This is a genomic window from Mixta tenebrionis, assembly GCF_006517625.1.
Taxonomy (GTDB): Bacteria; Pseudomonadota; Gammaproteobacteria; order Enterobacterales; family Enterobacteriaceae; genus Mixta; species Mixta tenebrionis.
In genome coordinates, this window is the sequence record NZ_VHQI01000006.1 from 132048 (window position 1) to 149312 (window position 17265).

The 17265-nt window shown below is 56.0% G+C and carries 12 protein-coding genes; 5 read left to right on the forward strand and 7 right to left on the reverse strand.

Features of this window, described 5'->3' with window-relative positions; translation table 11 throughout:
• Positions 1-40 precede the first annotated feature (40 nt).
• From FKM52_RS11480 to gorA, 3 genes are all read right to left on the reverse strand, one after another.
• The gene (locus tag FKM52_RS11480; protein WP_141176313.1) at positions 41-2254 is read right to left on the reverse strand and encodes a DUF262 domain-containing protein; all 2214 of its coding nucleotides are present in this window, start codon (positions 2252-2254) and stop codon (positions 41-43) included.
• Positions 2251-4062, reverse strand: coding sequence for a DUF262 domain-containing protein (locus FKM52_RS11485; RefSeq protein ID WP_141176314.1), 1812 nt, complete (start codon positions 4060-4062; stop codon positions 2251-2253). The genes FKM52_RS11480 and FKM52_RS11485 overlap by 4 nt, the downstream gene beginning before the upstream one ends.
• A 257-nt stretch (positions 4063-4319) precedes the next feature.
• A complete protein-coding gene (gene gorA / locus FKM52_RS11490; RefSeq protein WP_141176315.1) occupies positions 4320-5672 on the reverse strand; it encodes a glutathione-disulfide reductase in 1353 nt (450 codons plus the stop codon).
• Between the two features lie 328 nt (positions 5673-6000).
• Here gorA and rnz point away from each other — a divergent pair, with 328 nt between their 5' ends.
• Complete coding sequence (rnz, locus tag FKM52_RS11495; RefSeq protein WP_141176316.1) at positions 6001-6912, forward strand: ribonuclease Z; 912 nt, start codon at positions 6001-6003, stop codon at positions 6910-6912.
• 1024 nt (positions 6913-7936) lie between these two features.
• Here rnz and FKM52_RS11500 read toward each other — a convergent pair.
• Together FKM52_RS11500 and FKM52_RS11505 are read right to left on the reverse strand one after the other, a co-directional pair.
• Positions 7937-8779, reverse strand: a complete 843-nt coding sequence (locus tag FKM52_RS11500; protein WP_141176317.1) for a 23S rRNA (adenine(2030)-N(6))-methyltransferase RlmJ — start codon at positions 8777-8779, stop codon at positions 7937-7939.
• Positions 8780-8890: 111 nt separating this feature from the next.
• Positions 8891-9706 (reverse strand): CPBP family intramembrane glutamic endopeptidase, encoded by an 816-nt coding sequence (locus FKM52_RS11505; protein ID WP_141176318.1) that lies wholly within the window; start codon positions 9704-9706, stop codon positions 8891-8893.
• Positions 9707-9889: 183 nt separating this feature from the next.
• Between FKM52_RS11505 and prlC the strand changes: the two genes are divergently transcribed.
• Positions 9890-11932 carry an oligopeptidase A gene (gene prlC, locus FKM52_RS11510; protein WP_141176319.1) on the forward strand — a complete coding sequence of 681 codons (2043 nt, stop codon included), beginning with the start codon at positions 9890-9892 and terminating at the stop codon, positions 11930-11932.
• An 8-nt stretch (positions 11933-11940) separates the two neighbouring features.
• Positions 11941-12696 (forward strand): 16S rRNA (guanine(1516)-N(2))-methyltransferase RsmJ, encoded by a 756-nt coding sequence (gene rsmJ, locus FKM52_RS11515; protein WP_141176320.1) that lies wholly within the window; start codon positions 11941-11943, stop codon positions 12694-12696.
• Between the two features lie 347 nt (positions 12697-13043).
• Here the strand turns inward: rsmJ and uspA are convergent, their stop codons facing one another.
• A complete protein-coding gene (gene uspA / locus FKM52_RS11520) occupies positions 13044-13481 on the reverse strand; it encodes a universal stress protein UspA (RefSeq protein WP_141176321.1) in 438 nt (145 codons plus the stop codon).
• A gap of 322 nt (positions 13482-13803) precedes the next feature.
• Between uspA and uspB the strand changes: the two genes are divergently transcribed.
• Positions 13804-14139, forward strand: coding sequence for a universal stress protein UspB (uspB, locus tag FKM52_RS11525; protein WP_141176322.1), 336 nt, complete (start codon positions 13804-13806; stop codon positions 14137-14139).
• A 51-nt stretch (positions 14140-14190) separates the two neighbouring features.
• Here the strand turns inward: uspB and pitA are convergent, their stop codons facing one another.
• A complete protein-coding gene (gene pitA / locus FKM52_RS11530) occupies positions 14191-15690 on the reverse strand; it encodes an inorganic phosphate transporter PitA (RefSeq protein WP_141176323.1) in 1500 nt (499 codons plus the stop codon).
• 240 nt (positions 15691-15930) lie between these two features.
• Here pitA and FKM52_RS11535 point away from each other — a divergent pair, with 240 nt between their 5' ends.
• Positions 15931-17115, forward strand: a complete 1185-nt coding sequence (locus FKM52_RS11535; protein WP_141176324.1) for a BaiN/RdsA family NAD(P)/FAD-dependent oxidoreductase — start codon at positions 15931-15933, stop codon at positions 17113-17115.
• Positions 17116-17265 lie beyond the last annotated feature (150 nt).

Consider the following 17265-nt stretch of genomic DNA (forward strand, 5'->3'; position numbering starts at 1 on the left):
ACGCGACAAAGGCAGGCTGAACGCTCAGCCTGCCTGTCGGTTAGTCTACGGCGTAGATCTCCGGCATCAGCTCTTCCAGCAGCGCCGGGAAGTAGCGCGGCTGAGGCGCCTTTTTACTTTCGGAATCTTCATACTTCCAGAATTGAAATTTTCCTTCGCTGTAGTAAAGGTAGCGGACCTGCTCTTTGTCCAGCGTTAACTCAAGCCAGGGTTCGTCATCGCCATAAGTCCATCGGTGTTCTGCAGCCTTAATCGGGACGGGGAGATCGCCGTTTTCCAGCCGTTGCTGAAGACGCTCCGCCAGCACGTAGCCGTGCAGCTCAAAGAAATAAGCACGCCGCGTGGATTTGCTTAACAGATAGATCTTTTCATCCTCTTTATCCAGCAGCCGCTCTTTAGCGTAGCTGATTACCTGCGGATATTTCACAATCAGCTCGCGCCAGCCGCCGCAGTCGACCTGGTCGATCAGGTTTTGCAGCGTTTTAAGTACCTCTTTTTTGCCGATATGTGTCAGCAGCTCACCGAATATCGGCTTTTCCACTACCCTCATCCAGCCTCTACTACGCTCGCGCCAGCTGTGGTTAGCGGAGCGGCAGAAGGTGAAACGGTTATAGCCGACGGGCACCAGATAGTCGCCCAGCGTCAGCAGCGCGCGCTCCAGCAGATGCTCTTCATGTTCGATAATCGCTTTATCCAGTACGCGGAGGGTTTTATCCGTCAGCGCGATAAATTCTTTCAGGCTGTAGCGGCCATGCTTCGACGAACAGGCCAGATTCAGCAGGCCGCGAATACGCCCCTGCAGGCAGGGGTGGCGCTCTGCGCGGATAAGCGCCGCCTCCCAGGCCGGATCCTGCTGAATCAGTTCTACCTTGAGACGCTCTTCCTGCCACTGATCTTTAAAGATGGCAGGGACCGGCGCGTGCTCCAGCCAGACGTACAGCTCATGCGCATGGGGCGCCATCGCCTTTAATGCGGCCAGCGCGCGAATAAAGTTTTTCGCGTTCAGTTCCAGCGTATTCAGCAGATTACCGGTAAAGCGCAGCCAGCGCTGCTGGTGCAGAGCTGCATCGTCGCCCGGTTTCGCCTGCGCGAGAATAAACAAGACCAACGCACAAAAGCGCGCCTGTACCAGATAATCGCTGCTGGTCACAAAGTCGATCAGCAGCGCCCTGGCGGCGGAAGCGGCGCCTTCAGCATCGGGAGCGGTCTGCGCAACGTAAATATAATCAAGCACCCGCCTTATCTTCTCCAGATCTTCCACGGCGAAGGCATGGCGCTGTTCGAACTCCAGCGGAGAAAAGGCGCCCTGCGCGTCGCGCAGCAGGCTAAACCATGCGGTATCGCCTTCTTCCAGCGTACTGGCTGATTTATCGCCGCGTCCGCACTCCAGCAGAAAGGCCATACGCATAAAGAACCGCAGGTAAAGCGTATCGAAAGAAAGCTCTTTGACTTTGAGCTGCCAGAAAAGATCGGTCCACCGTCCATCAAGCTTTTGGCTAAAGGTTTCCGCTTCAGACCAGCCGCCGATGCGCCCGCAAAGCCAGGCTTTAAAGTTCTCAAACTCGGTGAGCGCTTTGCCGCGGGCGTTCATTTTAATGTAGAGATCGTCAGATAAACCGAAAGAGCGCAGGTTGAGATAGTGAAAAACGATGCGCTTATCATCCTCGCTGCACAGGCGTTGGAACAGGTTATCCGTCGCGGCAGTAAAGCGCTGCTGAATGGCGCGCAGCATGGTTAGGCAGGAGGCGACGGTAGGATCCTGACGCCAGGAGAGATAAAACCAGTGGCTGTCGATCAGCTGCTTATCGATGGGCGCGGCGTCCGGCGCAAACTGATAATGTTCCGGGCTGGCGCTGACCAGCGCATCGAAGAATTCCGTGGCGCTGGTGCGGGTTTTATAGCTGAAACGCGATTTCCCGTTAAGCGTAAAACGCTGGCAAAAGGCCTGATGTTCTCCTTCCTTCGCAGCAAGAAACCAGTGCAGCAGAAAAAGCGTGGTCAGGCGCTGCTGTCCATCCAGTACGGAAAGCCGGGCAGGGTTTTCCTCCACAATGCTGCCATAGATGAAGTCAAGCACCAGCGGTTCGCTGCGCGCATCCTGATGCAGCGCCTGCTCCAGCGTATGCAGAAACTGCTGGCGGATCTCTTGCGCTGACTGACGGCCCTGAGCGTAGTCCCGCTGGATCACCGGAATTTCAATAAAATCAACCAGTGAAAAGATTCCGGCGAAGGTGATGATTTCTTGCTGGCTCATGACAGGGCTCCACAAAAGAAGGTGGTAAGCGTTTCAATAATGGCGGTTTGATAGTGGCGATGGTCTTCCGGGTGCCAGAAGGTCATATCGTGAACCTGACGGCTGTAATATTTAAGAAAGACGTTGCGGGTAGCGACCGGCACAAAGGTGGCATTTTTATCGGCAGCGATAATCCGCTGGCGCTTGATGGGGAAAATGGCGTTTTTATAGCTGCGGTTGGTCTCAGCATCCAGCAGCGTCAGGTTGCCGATGCTGTTCTCCAGATCTTTGTTGCGGTTTTTATTGAAAGCTTTTTGTACATCGTTAAATAGCTTTTCAAACTCGTCATTGTTAAAAATTTCGTTATCCAGCAAGGTACTGGCGCGCTGGTAAAATTTCGTTTGCAGGCTGTTATCCCGCTCATCTTTAACCGCGAGCGTTTCATCGGGGCTGAAATGCTCAACAATATTTTTCGTCCAGCTTTTCTGCCCGGCAGTGCTTTCCGGCATCTGCGAACTAACGGAGCTGATATGCTCAATATCCCATGTATCCAGCTTGTAGTGCCGGAACTGAAAACGCATGCTGGAACAGTCGTTGCCTAAAATAGTAGCGATATTAAATAACAGCAGCAGCGCGCGTAAGTTTTTATCGCCGTAGCCGGCGCCAGCAATCGCCGCGGCAATATTCTTCCGCAGGTTTTGACCGGGGGCTTTCGCCGCTTCCGGCAGCGCAATCGCCAGAATCTCCTGGCGGAGCTGCGCCAGGAAGGCGCTTTTACTGCCGCTGCTTTGCTGCAGATTAAGCAGCTTTTGTATAGTGACTTTCTGGCCGATCAGATAGCCAACCAGATGATAAAGCTGCTGATTCTCAAACCATTCGTTAAGCGTCATAAACAGCCGTTTAACGCGCGCCCAGAGATGCTCCGTCGCCTGCGCATCGCTTTTGTTGCTCTGCAGATAGTGCGAAAACTTAAGGAAAACGTAGTAAGGATCGTGCACGGAAACCGATAGCGGTAGCGTATCGGCAATCACCTTAAGCAGCAGTTCAATACGGTTATCTGGCTGGTCGGCATCGTTGGCATTGCTGATGAAATACCAGAAATCCGGCTGCCGTAACCGTCGTTCAATATCGTCCCATTCATGCGCCATCCTCAGCTGCTGGAAAGAGAGTTCGGTGCCGGTTCCGGTAAAATTATTCGCGTGCAGAAACAACGCCTTCACCAGCTCGGCGTTGGTTAACGGAATTTTACCGCGGTTAAGCCGGGAGAATACGCTGGTGGCTTCCGCAGATTCATGCAGCTGATACCAGATAAACTTAACGTTTCTGCCGGCCTTTGCGTCATTAAGCAGAGTGGTTAGAAAAGTAAACTTATAGACTCCCTGTTTCTCTTCAAACCAGGCTTTTACCGTCTCCCAGGCCTGGGAAATATAGTAAAAATCGATATTCTCATCTGCTCTGGCGGGATCGATATTCGTCAGAAACTTTTCGCTGTCAGGGCGGGTTGCAAAACGCAGGCTGTAACGCGGTTGCCCCATCATCGCGGCGATATCCGCCAGGTAGAGCAGAATAATATACAGGGTGGTCAGCCGCTGCTGCCCGTCAACCAGCTCCCACTCGTCGCCGTGCCTCTTAACCACTATCGGCTGTAAACAGTAGAACTGCTCTTTCGGATTCTCTTCGGCGCTTTGCTGAAACTCGGCGATATCTTCTAACAGCTCCCGTACCTGGCGCGGAGTCCAGCGGTAGCCACGCTGATAGGCGGGAATAAAAAATTTCTCCGTAAGCAGATCGCAGACGGGCTTAAGCATCAGTTGATTGGTGTTTTGCATATGTGTCCCTGAGAGGCGGGAAGGCGCCGACGGTTGGCAAACCGTACAGTTCCCCTGTTTTGCGCATTACAGCAGCTGCTGCGGCTATAATGTTGATGTTGAATAACATTTCTTATCGGCGCGAATAGGCAAAACTAAAATTAACGTGCGAAATATGTGAGCGATGCCGCGCCAATAAAAAAGGCCGGGGAAAGCTCCCGGCCTTAACTTAACCATCAGATATTTGGGCCGGCCCGTTAGCCAGCATGCCGGGCGCTTTAGCGCATAGTTACGAACTCTTCCGCCGCCGTGGGGTGAATCGCCACGGTATTGTCGAAGTCCTGCTTGGTGGCGCCCATTTTCAGCGCGACCGCGAAGCCCTGCAGCATTTCGTCCATACCGAAACCGATGCCGTGAATGCCGACGATTTTTTCCTCTTTCCCGACGCAGACCAGCTTCATGCGGCACGGCTGACGATGCTGGGTTACCGCGGTATACATCGCGGTAAAGGACGATTTATACACCTTCACCGCCTCGTCGCCGTAGCGCGCGCGCGCTTCCGGCTCGGTCAGGCCAACGGTGCCGATCGGCGGGTGGCTGAAAACCACGGTTGGAATATTGCTGTAATCCAGATGCTCATCCGGCTTGTTGTTGAACAGGCGCTCGGAAAGGCGACGGCCCGCCGCCACCGCGACCGGCGTCAGCTCTACCGCGCCGGTGTTGTCGCCAACGGCATAAATCCCGGCGACGCTGGTATTCTGGAACTTATCAACCTGAATATAGCCTTTCTCATTCAGCTCCACGCCGGTTACGGCGAGGTTCAGGTTGTCGGTTGCCGGTTCGCGCCCGATCGCCCAAATCAGGCAGTCGACGGTTTGCGTCTGGCCATTTTCCAGCTGCAGCGTCAGGCTGCCGTCAGCATTTTTCACTACCGCTTTCGGCACCGAATGGGTATGCAGCGTCGGGCCTTCGCTGTTCATCACTTCTACCAGCGTTTCGCTGAGCAGCGGATCGAACTGGCGCAGCGGCGCCTCTTTGCGTACAAACAGATGGGTTTCTGAGCCCAGCGCGTTCAGCACGCCGGCAAGCTCTACCGCGATATAGCCCGCGCCCACGACGGCGGTACGCTTCGGCATCGCCTGTAGCTCAAAGAAGCCATCAGAATCGATGCCATATTCCGCGCCGGGAATCGACGGTTGTACCGGACGTCCGCCGGTAGCGATCAGAATATGATCGGCAGTGATCTTCTCGCCGTTAACCTCAACGGTATGCGCATCGACAAAGCGGGCGAAGCCTTTAATCACCTCCACGTTGTTTTTACCCAGCACGGTTTCATAGGAAGTGTGGATGCGATCGATATAGGCGCTGCGGTTTTTCAACAGCGTCTGCCAGCTAAACTGGTTCACCGTGGTATCGAAACCATAGTCCGGGCCGTAGTTATGAATGGCTTCAGCCACCTGCGCCGCGTGCCACATGACTTTTTTCGGAACGCAGCCGACGTTAACGCAGGTACCGCCCAGCTCTTTCGCTTCAATCAGGGCACATTTCTGGCCATACATCGCCGCACGATTGATGGAGGCGATACCGCCGCTGCCGCCGCCGATGGCGAGATAATCATAATGTCGGGTCATTGCGCGAGCTCCAAAAATAAGAAAAGAAAACTGGCGTAAGTGTACCGTCACTCTGCGATTTATCGCAAAGTCTGCACCTATAATTGCAACAGGTGACAACTTTTGCTGCACCTGTGCCGCAAAATTGATCTCTTCGATCGTCAACTACGGGCCGCACTATTGACGATCGGCCGGCGATCCGCCAGCCTGTCGGGTGCGGCGAATGGAGGCTTTGCCGTATCGTGCCAGCAGCAGAGAGGCGAACGCCGAATAACGCCGGGCGAGGACGCCATTGTTGCCCGCTTCGTAGCGCGCTGGGAGGCCATCAAACCTCAAACAGAGGAAATCTATGCATCTTACTTTTCTGGGGACCAGCGCCGGTACTCCCAGCCTGCAACGTAACGTTACCGCTATCGGCCTGACGCTTTCCCACCGTGGCGATTGCTGGCTGTTCGACTGCGGCGAAGCGACTCAGCATCAGTTTATGCGCAGCATGTTAAAACCGGGCAGGCTGCAACGCATTTTTATTACCCACCTGCACGGCGATCATATTTTTGGGCTGCCGGGGCTGTTGACCAGTCGTTCAATGGGCAGCATTAGCGAGCCGCTGACGCTTTACGGACCGCCCGGCCTGCGCGCATTCGTTGAAACCACGCTTAGCCTGAGCGGCTCTTTCGTTACCTATCCGCTGGAGGTGATTGAAATTGAGGCGGGAGTGATTTTCGACGACGGCGTGATGAAGGTAACCGCATATCCGCTTAATCATGTAATGCCCTGCTTTGGCTTTCGTATTGAGCAGTACGACCGGCTGGGCTATCTGAACTCTGAAAAGCTGAAAGCGGATAATGTGCCGCGCGGCCCCTGGCTTCAGCAGCTAAAGCAGGGAAAAAGCGTCACGCTGGAAGATGGACGCACCATTCACGGGCGTGACTATCTTGGCCCTTCGACGCCGGGAAAAAAACTGGCGATTTTCGGCGATACCGCACCGGCGGAATGCGGGCTGGCGCTGGCGGCGGAGGTGGATGTTATGGTGCATGAAGCCACGCTGGAATCGGCGCTGGAGGAAAAGGCCAACATGCGCGGCCACTCCACCACCGTACAGACGGCCACGCTTGCCAGAGACGCGCGCGCCAGGCGTCTGATCGCCACGCACTTTAGCTCACGCTACCGTTTCGAGGATATGCCGCGCCTGCTGGCGGAGTGCCAGGCCATTTTCCCCGCCACCGAACTGGCGCGCGATCTGGCGGTATTTGAAATATAAGGGAAGGATAGCGCCGGACTTAAAGCATAAGCTGGTTTGTCGTTATAAATGCTGAACTGATGAATTCACAACTTAAGTAAGCTTTCGTTATAAACGCTGTGCAGATGAAGTTAAAACATAAACGGTTTTGTTGTCATAAATGCTGTGCTGATGAAGTTAAAGCATAAGCGGTTTTTTGTCACAAACGCTGTGCTGGCGAAATTAAAGCATAAGCCAGTTTTTTGTCACAAACGCTGTGCTGACGAAGTTAAAACATAAGCGGTTTTTTGTCACAAACGCTGTGCTGACGAAGTTAAAGCATAAGCCAGTTTTTTGTCACAAACGCTGTGCTGACGAAATTAAAGCATAAGCCAGTTTTTTGTCACAAAGGCTGTGCTGACGGAGTTAAAACATAAGCGGTTTTTTGTCACAAACGCTGTGCTGACGAAGTTAAAGCATAAGCCAGTTTTTTGTCACAAACGCTGTGCTGACGAAATTAAAGCATAAGCCAGTTTTTTGTCACAAAGGCTGTGCTGACGGAGTTAAAACATAAGCGGTTTTTTGTCACAAACGCTGTGCTGACGCGGTGAAGGCGCGGGAAGCCCTGGCAGAGGAGTAAAGCGTCCCGCGCCATGGAGGGCGCGGGCCGAGCCGTCATGGATGACGAACTGGCGTCTTTACGATCGGCCAGGGCTTCCTGCGCAGAAGCCGAATCAGACCGAAGCCGAATCAGACCGAAGCCGAATCAGACAGAAGCCGAACCAGACAGAAGCCGAATCAGACAGAAGCCGAACCAGACAGAAGTCGAATCAGACAGAAGCCGAACCAGACAGAAGCCGAACCAGACAGAAGCCGAACCAGACAGAAGCCGAATCAGACCGAATCAGACCGAAGCCGAATCAGACCGAAGCCGAATCAGACCGAAGCCGAACCAGACCGAAGCTGAACCAGACAGACCCGAACTAAACAGCCACCAAACGAAGCCGCCACGGTACATGAGCGCGATTCATATACGTTAGTACAAACATCGCGCCCGATATCTTCCTTACTCTGGAACAATCCAGCTAACGCTGGTATGCCCGGTTCCCGCTGGCACCAGCACGCGATGCAGCCACGGCAACACATTATTCATCTGCTGCTCCAGCTTCCACGGCGGATTAATCACAATCATACCGGAAGCCGTCATACCAAAACGATCGCTATCCGGACGCACCGCCAGCTCAATTTGCAGAATACGACGAATGCCGGTCGCTTCCAAATCGTGCACCATCCGCTTAATCTGCTGACGCAACACCACCGGATACCACAGCGCGAACACCCCGGTACTAAAACGACGATAGCCTTCCTGAATCCCCTTCACCACCGCCTGATAATCACTCTTCATCTCATAAGGCGGATCGATCAAAATCAGACCGCGCCGTGACGGCGGCGGCAGCTTAGCCTTCAGCTGTTGAAAACCATCGGCACGCGCTAAACGGGCGCGGCTATCCTTCTGAAACTCGCTGCGCAACAGTGGAAAATCGCTGGGATGCAGCTCCGTCAACTCCAGCTTATCTTCCTCGCGCAACAGCTGACGGGCAATCAGCGGCGAACCAGGATAATAACGCAGCGTCGGGCCATGATTCAGCGCCTTCACGCAGCTAATATAGGGCGCCAGCTCCTCCGGCAAATCGCTCTGCTGCCAGACGCGAGCGATGCCTTCCAGATACTCACCGGTGCGCTCCGCATGCTCGCCGCTCAGCTGATAACGCCCCGCGCCGGCGTGCGTATCCAGATACAGGAAAGGCTTCTCCTTCTCTTTCAGCGCGGTAATGATCAGGCTCTGCACGGTGTGCTTCAGCACATCGGCATGGTTGCCAGCGTGAAAACTGTGACGGTAACTAAGCATATCTACAATATATCCGGTGATGCCTGATGAAAGGAGACCGAAGCGAAATCGCTCCGGCGTAAACGGCGGCCAGTATAACCGGACGCCGGTTAAAATACCTCGATCCTTGCGCTAGCGTTGCAGAACCGGCCAGGTAAACAACAGCAGATGGGTCAAATTAAAGGCGAAATGCACCAGCGTCGCCACCCACAGCCTGCCGCTCCACAGCCAGGCCAGACCATACAGCAGCCCCGCCAGCGTGGCGAAAAAAATCAGCATAGGGCCGCCGGCAAAGTGCGCCAGGCCAAACAGCGCTGCGGCAATCAACAACGCCGGAATCGGACCGAGCCACTGGCTCAAACGCTGCTGCAGCCAGGCGCGAAACAGCGCCTCTTCCGCCAGCGAAACAAAAAACAGATTAGCCAGTATAAAGGCGCCCAGCCAGGCGGGAAAATGCGGCTCAAACCGCAATCCGCCAGCCAACGTCGCCAACAGCAACAGCCCCGGAATGGCGGCCAGCAGCGCGGGCCAGGCGAAACGCCAGCGCGGCGGCGAAGCGGGTACGGCAGCCAGCCCCGGCAAACAGGCCAACAACACGAAAGGCACCAGCGCCTTATCCAGATTATAATAGAAGGTCGCCGGCGCGCTGAGCGGCCCTGCCTGCGTATTGACCACTACCGGCGGGTTGTGAAAGCCCGGCGCGACGTGAAGCGTTAGCGCCGCCGCGCCCGCTACCAGTACCGCCTCCAGCAGCGGCATCCATCGCTGATGATGCGCGTAATGTTTACGCATCTGCGCAACCAGCGCCAGCCCCGCCAGCAGCAGTAAACCCGGCCACGACAGCACCTGTTGCCAAAGCGCCAGCGCCAGCGTCGCCAGCAGCAGCGGTTTCATTGCCGGACGGAAAAAAAACAGCGCCAGTAACGCCGCCGCCAGTAAATACCACATGATATAACCTACCTTAAATCCCTGGAAATCAGCAGGGTAAGGACTATAACAAACCGCCAGGGCTAAATCAGTACGAGGAAAGCGATGCATGCCGCAGTTCCCCCATTGATTTTCGCTCGTCTTAACCGCATGTTAGAAGGATTGCGCCTCTGCGCGCCCACATCAAACTTAAAGGACTGCGCGATGACCAATCCATTATTGACCTCGTTTACCCTTCCCCCCTTCTCCGCCATTCAGCCGGAACACGTAGTGCCCGCCGTCGAGCAGGCGCTGGAGGCGTGCCGCGCCGCGGTAGAAAAAGTGGTGGCTCAGGGCGCGCCCTACACCTGGGACAACCTCTGCCAGCCGCTGGCGGAAGCTGACGATCGTCTGGGCCGAATCTTTTCACCGGTCAGCCATCTTAACTCGGTGAAAAACAGCCCGGAGCTGCGCCAGGCCTATGAGCAAACGCTGCCGCTGCTGTCGGAGTACAGCACCTGGGTGGGCCAGCATGAGGGGCTGTATCAGGCTTACCGCAGCCTGAAAGAGAGTGAACACTACGCCCAGCTGAGCCAGGCGCAGAAAAAAGCGGTGGATAACTCACTGCGCGATTTCGAACTGTCGGGTATCGGCCTGCCGAAAGAGAAACAGCAGCGCTATGGCGAAATCGCCGCGCGCCTCTCTGAACTTGGTTCGACCTACAGCAACAACGTGCTCGACGCCACCATGGGCTGGAGCAAACTGATTACCGACGAAAGCGAGCTGGCGGGCATGCCGGAAAGCGCGCTGGCGGCGGCGAAAGCCCAGGCGGAAGCGAAAGGGCAACAGGGCTGGCTGCTGACGCTGGACATCCCCAGCTACCTGCCGGTCATGACCTACTGCGATAATCAGGCGCTGCGTGAAGAACTCTACCGCGCCTACTCAACCCGCGCCTCCGATCAGGGGCCGAACGCCGGTAAGTGGGACAATGGTCCGATTATGGCGGAAGAGCTGGCGCTGCGTCATGAACTGGCGCAGCTGCTGGGCTTCGATTCCTATGCTCATAAATCGCTGGCGACCAAAATGGCGCAAAGCCCGACGCAGGTGCTCGACTTCCTGACCGATCTGGCGCAGCGCGCCCGTCCGCAGGCGGAGAAAGAGCTGGAGCGCCTGCGCGCCTTTGCGAAAAAAGAGCACGGCGTTGAAGAGCTACAGCCGTGGGATCTTACTTACTACGGTGAAAAACAGAAACAGCATCTCTATTCCATCAGCGATGAGCAGCTGCGCCCGTACTTCCCGGAAGAGCGAGCGGTTAACGGCCTGTTTGAAGTGGTAAAACGCATTTACGGCATCAGCGCTCAGGAGCGTAAAGACGTTGACGTCTGGCATCCCGACGTGCGTTTCTTCGATCTGTTTGACGAAAGCGGCGAGCTGCGCGGCAGCTTCTATCTGGACCTCTACGCGCGTGAAAATAAACGCGGCGGGGCCTGGATGGATGACTGCGTCGGCATGATGCGTAAAGCGGACGGCAGCCTGCAAAAACCGGTCGCCTACCTGACCTGCAACTTTAATCGCCCGGTGAACGGCAAACCGGCGCTGTTTACCCATGATGAAGTCACCACGCTGTTCCACGAATTCGGACACGGCCTGCACCATATGCTGACGCGCGTGGATGTTCCCGGCGTATCCGGCATCAGCGGGGTGCCGTGGGATGCGGTCGAGCTGCCGAGCCAGTTTATGGAAAACTGGTGCTGGGAGCCGGAAGCGCTGGCGTTTATCTCCGGTCATTACGAAACCGGCGAACCGCTGCCGCAGGAGCTGCTGGATAAAATGCTGGCGGCGAAAAACTATCAGGCGGCGCTGTTTATCCTGCGTCAGCTGGAGTTCGGTCTGTTCGATTTCCGCCTGCATACCGAGTTCGATCCGGCTAAGGGCGCCCGGATTCTGGAAACGCTGGCCGAAGTTAAAAAGCTGGTGGCGGTAGTGCCGAGCCCGTCATGGGGCCGTTTCCCGCACGCGTTCAGCCATATTTTCGCTGGCGGCTACGCGGCAGGCTACTACAGCTATCTGTGGGCGGACGTGTTGGCGGCGGATGCCTATTCGCGCTTTGAAGAGGAAGGTATCTTCAACCGCGAAACCGGGCAGTCTTTCCTCGATAACATTCTGACCCGCGGCGGTTCAGAAGAGCCGATGGAACTGTTCAAACGCTTCCGCGGGCGCGAGCCGCAGCTGGATGCAATGCTGGAACATTACGGCATTAAAGGATAACGCCTGGCGTGAAAATTGGCTTAGTTGATGAATCAGGCACCGGCGACGGTGCCTTATCTGTTTTGGCCGCCCGCTGGGGGCTGGAGCAGGACGAGCAGGCGGTAATGGCGCTGGTGATGACGCCGGACCATCTGGAATTGCGCAAGCGTGATGAAGCGAAACTTGGCGGTATCTGGGTAGATTTCGTCGGCGGGGCGATGGCGCATCGGCGGCGGTTTGGCGGCGGGCGCGGCGAAGCAGTGGCGAAAGCGGTCGGCATCAAAGGCGACTATCTGCCGGAGGTGGTGGATGCTACCGCCGGGCTGGGGCGAGACGCCTTCGTGCTGGCGGCGATCGGCTGTCGCGTACGAATGCTGGAGCGTCATCCGGTGGTCGCGGCGCTGCTGGAGGATGGCCTACAGCGCGGCTATCAGGATGCGGAAATTGGCGGCTGGCTGCGCGATCGCCTGACGCTGCTGCATGCCTCCAGCCTGACGGCGCTGGAGGATATCGCACCGGCGCCTGATGTGGTTTATCTCGATCCGATGTATCCGCACCGGCAAAAAAGCGCATTGGTGAAAAAGGAAATGCGGGTATTTCAGTCGCTGGTCGGCGCCGATATGGACGCCGATGGCCTGCTGCTGCCGGCGCGCCGGCTGGCTAAGAAGCGGGTGGTGGTAAAGCGCCCCGATTATGCGCCGCCGCTGGCGGGTATTACGACGCAATCGGCGGTAACCACTAAAAGCCATCGCTTTGATATCTATCCGCCGCTGGTATCTGATTAGCAACAGGCGTAACTTTTTGGATGGCGGTAATCGCTTATCAAGCTGCGTTGTTTACGTTTTTCCCCCATCAACGACGCAGCAGCCAGCAGCACTAACAGCCCGGACGGAAGAGTAAAGCGTCCCGCGCCAGGGAGGGCGCGGGCCGAGCCGTCATGGATGACGCAGTGGCGTTTTTACGACCTGACCGGGCTGTTGGTGCAGTCGCCGGAGCAGTTTTAACCTGGCCCGCCATCGGCGTGGGTGCTGCCGCCACAGCGGCTTTAACGTAACCACACCAACGCGGCTGCCTGCGATCGCAAAAGGGGCGATCTACGCCCCTCTTCATCTAAACCTCACCGGGTCAGAAATTACTCTTCATCCTCATCGCGCAACGGCACAATCATCATATCGATATGCACCGTATTAATCAGCTGGCGCGCTGACGACATCAGCTTGCTCCAGAAATCCTGATGGTGCCCGCAGACCACTAAATCTACATCGTACTTCTTAATTGCTTCCACCAGCACCTGCGCCAGATCGCCGCTGCCGCTCAGCGTCTCGCTAACCGGATAACCGGCGCCTTCAGACAGCTCGGTCAGCGCATGGTGCGTCTCCTCGGAAATACGCTTCTGCATATCGCCGAGATTGACATCAATCAGGCCGGTATAAAGATCGGAATAGTTAACATCGACATGAATCAGGGAAATTTTGGCATTGTAAGGACGCGCCAGGGAAACCGCTTTTTCCACCAGCACTTTACTTTCCGGTGAGAGATCAACAGCAATCAAAATGTGTTTATAAGCCATGACGGTTCTCCTTCCATGTGTCACATAGCGTCAGTATAGCGCCGGCAGTTAACAAATGTAGCTTCGGCCCATCCGCTTTGCGACTCGGATCATGATGTCTTTTATCTGCTTTTCAGGCGCAATGGCAAAGGCGGCTGGAAAAATTTTCATTACATCTCCTAAACTGAATAATAACCACCATACTCCGGTATGGTGCCGCGCTTCGCTTTATGAGTTTATAAACCGTACAGGCCGGTTCAATGGTACCAGGCAAATTACTGTGGGACGTATTCAGCGTTTACCCGCTCTATCCGTTTCTGCGTTCTTAAGCCGGGAGGGGAACATGATTAGCACCGTCGCACTTTTCTGGGCTTTATGCGTCGTCTGTTTGGTTAACATGGCGCGCTATTTTTCTTCGCTGCGTGCGCTGCTGGTAGTGCTGCGCGGATGCGATCCACTGCTCTATCAGTATGTCGATGGCGGAGGATTCTTCACCGCGCGCGGTCAGCCAGGCAAACAGGTACGGCTGGTCAGGTACATCTGGAAACGCTATTACCTTGACCATCATGATGAAGAGTTTATTCGACGTTGCGAACGGGTTCGCGGGCAGTTCGTATTAACCAGCGCTCTGTGCGGCATGGTCGTCATCAGCCTGATCGGGCTGGCGATTTGGCACTAGGGTGGGGGAAGCAAAAAACAGAACGGGCCGGTAAACCGGCCCGCTGAATAACTAGATAAGCTGTAGCGCTACCCAGTAAAGGCAGCCGGAAAGCAGAATGGAAATCGGCAGCGTAAAGACCCACGCCAGCGCGATACTCTTAATCGTGCGGCTCTGCACGCCTCCGCCGTCTACCAGCATCGTACCGGCTACGGATGAAGAAAGGATATGGGTGGTGGAAACCGGCATCCCGGTATAGCTGGCAACGCCAATCGAAACCGCCGCCGTAACCTGAGCCGCCATACCCTGACCATAAGTCATGCCTTTCTTACCAATTTTCTCGCCGATTGTAGTCGCCACGCGACGCCAGCCAACCATGGTGCCGAGCGATAACGCCAGCGCTACCGCAACGATAATCCAGATCGGCGCATACTCAACGGTATTCAGCAGATCGCCTTTCAGCTTGCCGAGGAAGCGTTTATCTTCCGCGCTGGTATTCGGCATCTTCGCCGCTTTTTCCGCCGTATCGGAAATACACAACAGCAGACGACGCAGATGACCGCGCTCTTCCACGCTCAGCGCATCGTAACCGGAAAGATTATTCAGGATGCGCTGTGAACGGTTAATCGCTGTCAGCGCGCGTGAACTATCGCAGTGGAACTCATGCGGCTCGCCTGGCACCTCTTCCGGCGTCGGCAGCGCCGGCGGCGCCAGCTGGATAATATGCTGCAGCGTATCGCCATGCTGCTGGTAATACTGCTCCAGATGGTTCACCGCATCGCGGGTACGGGTAATATCGTAGCCGGAGGCGTTCATATTAATCACGAAGCCCGCCGGCGCCACGCCGATCAGCACCAGCATAATCAGGCCGATGCCTTTCTGTCCGTCATTGGCGCCGTGCGAATAGCTAACGCCAATCGCGGAAACGATCAGCGCGATACGCGTCCAGAACGGCGGCTTCTTCTTACCATCTTCTTTTTCACGATCGGCCGGCGTCATATGAATACGACGACGTTTTCTGGTGCCGCTCCAGTAGCGACGCAGCAGAAAAATCAATCCGCCCGCCACCACCAAACCGATAATCGGCGACAGAATCAGCGAAGCGAAAATATCGATCATTTTCGGGATATTGAGCGCGTCGACCACCGATGTACCGCTAACCAGAGCATTGGTCAGGCCGATACCGATAATAGCGCCGATCAGCGTATGGGAGCTGGAGGCAGGCAGGCCAAAATACCAGGTGCCCAGATTCCAGATAATGGCGGCAAGCAGCATGGAGAAAACCATAGCCAGCCCGTGCGCCGAACCGACATTAAGCAACAGATCGGTCGGAAGCAGATGAACAATGGCATAAGCGACGCTCAGGCCGCCTAACAGCACGCCAAAAAAGTTAAAAACACCGGCCATGACTACGGCCAGCTGCGCACGCATCGCACGCGTATAGATTACCGTAGCTACTGCGTTTGCCGTATCGTGAAACCCATTAATGGCTTCATAAAACAGTACAAACAACAGAGCAAGAACTAATAACAGGCCGGTATGAAAATCGAGACCAGCAAATAGATGTAGCATAAGCGTTACGCCATTTTCGGGGACATGAACGCGGCGCATTATCCGCGACAAACCGCGCCTGGGGAAAGCAAAATATAGACTTTTTTTGCCATAAAAGTGTAAAACGCCCGGCATCACGCAGGAAAAAGTCCAATAAATCCATTAGTTACATTATGTTTCTTACAGAAAAATCTTGTTACGCTGGTTTGCGCTTCGGCAAGCGATTACAATCGCGCTTTTGCCGTGCGGCGGGAGTGAGCAGTGGAAAAGTATGACGTTATCATTATCGGCGCGGGCGCCGCAGGGCTGTTTTGCGCAGCGCAGGCCGGGCAGCGCGGCCGTCGCGTGCTGCTGATTGATAACGGTAAAAAGCCGGGCCGTAAAATTCTGATGTCCGGCGGCGGGCGCTGCAACTTCACCAACCTCTATACCGAGCCGGGCGCCTACCTGTCGCATAATCCCCATTTCTGTAAATCGGCGCTGGCGCGCTATACGCAGTGGGATTTTATCGCCCTGGTCAATCAGTACGGCATTGCGTATCACGAAAAAACGCTGGGGCAGCTGTTTTGCGATGATTCGGCGCAACAGATTGTCGATCTGCTGCTGGCGGAGTGCGAAAAAGGCCGCGTGACGCTGCGGCTGCGCAGCGAAGTGACGGCGGTAAGCCGCGACGAAAACGGCTATAGGGTTGAGCTTAACGGCGCGCAGGCGCAGGCTGAAAAACTGGTGATCGCCAGCGGCGGCCTGTCGATGCCGGGGCTGGGCGCTTCCCCTTTCGGCTACCGCCTGGCGGAACAGTTTGGCCTGCGAGTCTACCCAACGCGCGCGGCGCTGGTGCCCTTTACGCTGCATAAGCCGCTGCTGGAACAGCTGCAAACCCTGTCGGGCGTTTCGCTGCCGACGGTGATTGAAGCCGCTGACGGCACGCGCTTTAAAGAGTCGATGCTGTTTACCCATCGCGGCCTGTCGGGGCCGTCGGTGCTGCAAATCTCCAGCTACTGGCAGCCAGGCGAGTTTATCACCGTCAATTTGTCGCCTGAGCAGGATCTGAACGCCTTTATAGATGAAGAGCGTCAGGCGCGCCCGAACCAGAGCCTGAAAAATACTCTGGCGAAACCGCTGCCGAAACGCCTGGTGGAGGTATTGCAGATGCTGGGCATCGTGCCTGAGCTAACGCTGAAGCAGCTGAACAGCAAACAGCAGCGCGCGCTGACGGACAGCCTGCACCGCTGGCGTATCCAGCCGAACGGCACCGAAGGTTACCGTACCGCCGAAGTTACGCTGGGCGGCGTCGATACCACGCAGCTCTCATCAAAAACGATGGAGGCGCGCGAGACGCCGGGACTTTACTTTATCGGCGAGGTGGTAGATGTCACCGGCTGGCTGGGCGGCTATAACTTCCAGTGGGCCTGGAGTTCCGCCTGGGCCTGCGCGCAGGCGCTGTAAAGCGCAGGCGCTATCCGCTGGTTGCCAGCGTTGCTGGCGCAGCCTGCGCCGCAGCGTAAAAAACAGGCCCCGCCGGGCGCAATAGCGGCGGAGCCTGAAAAAGGAGCCGTTGCCGCCCGCTAATATGGCGCCCAGGCGCGCATTGCTAAA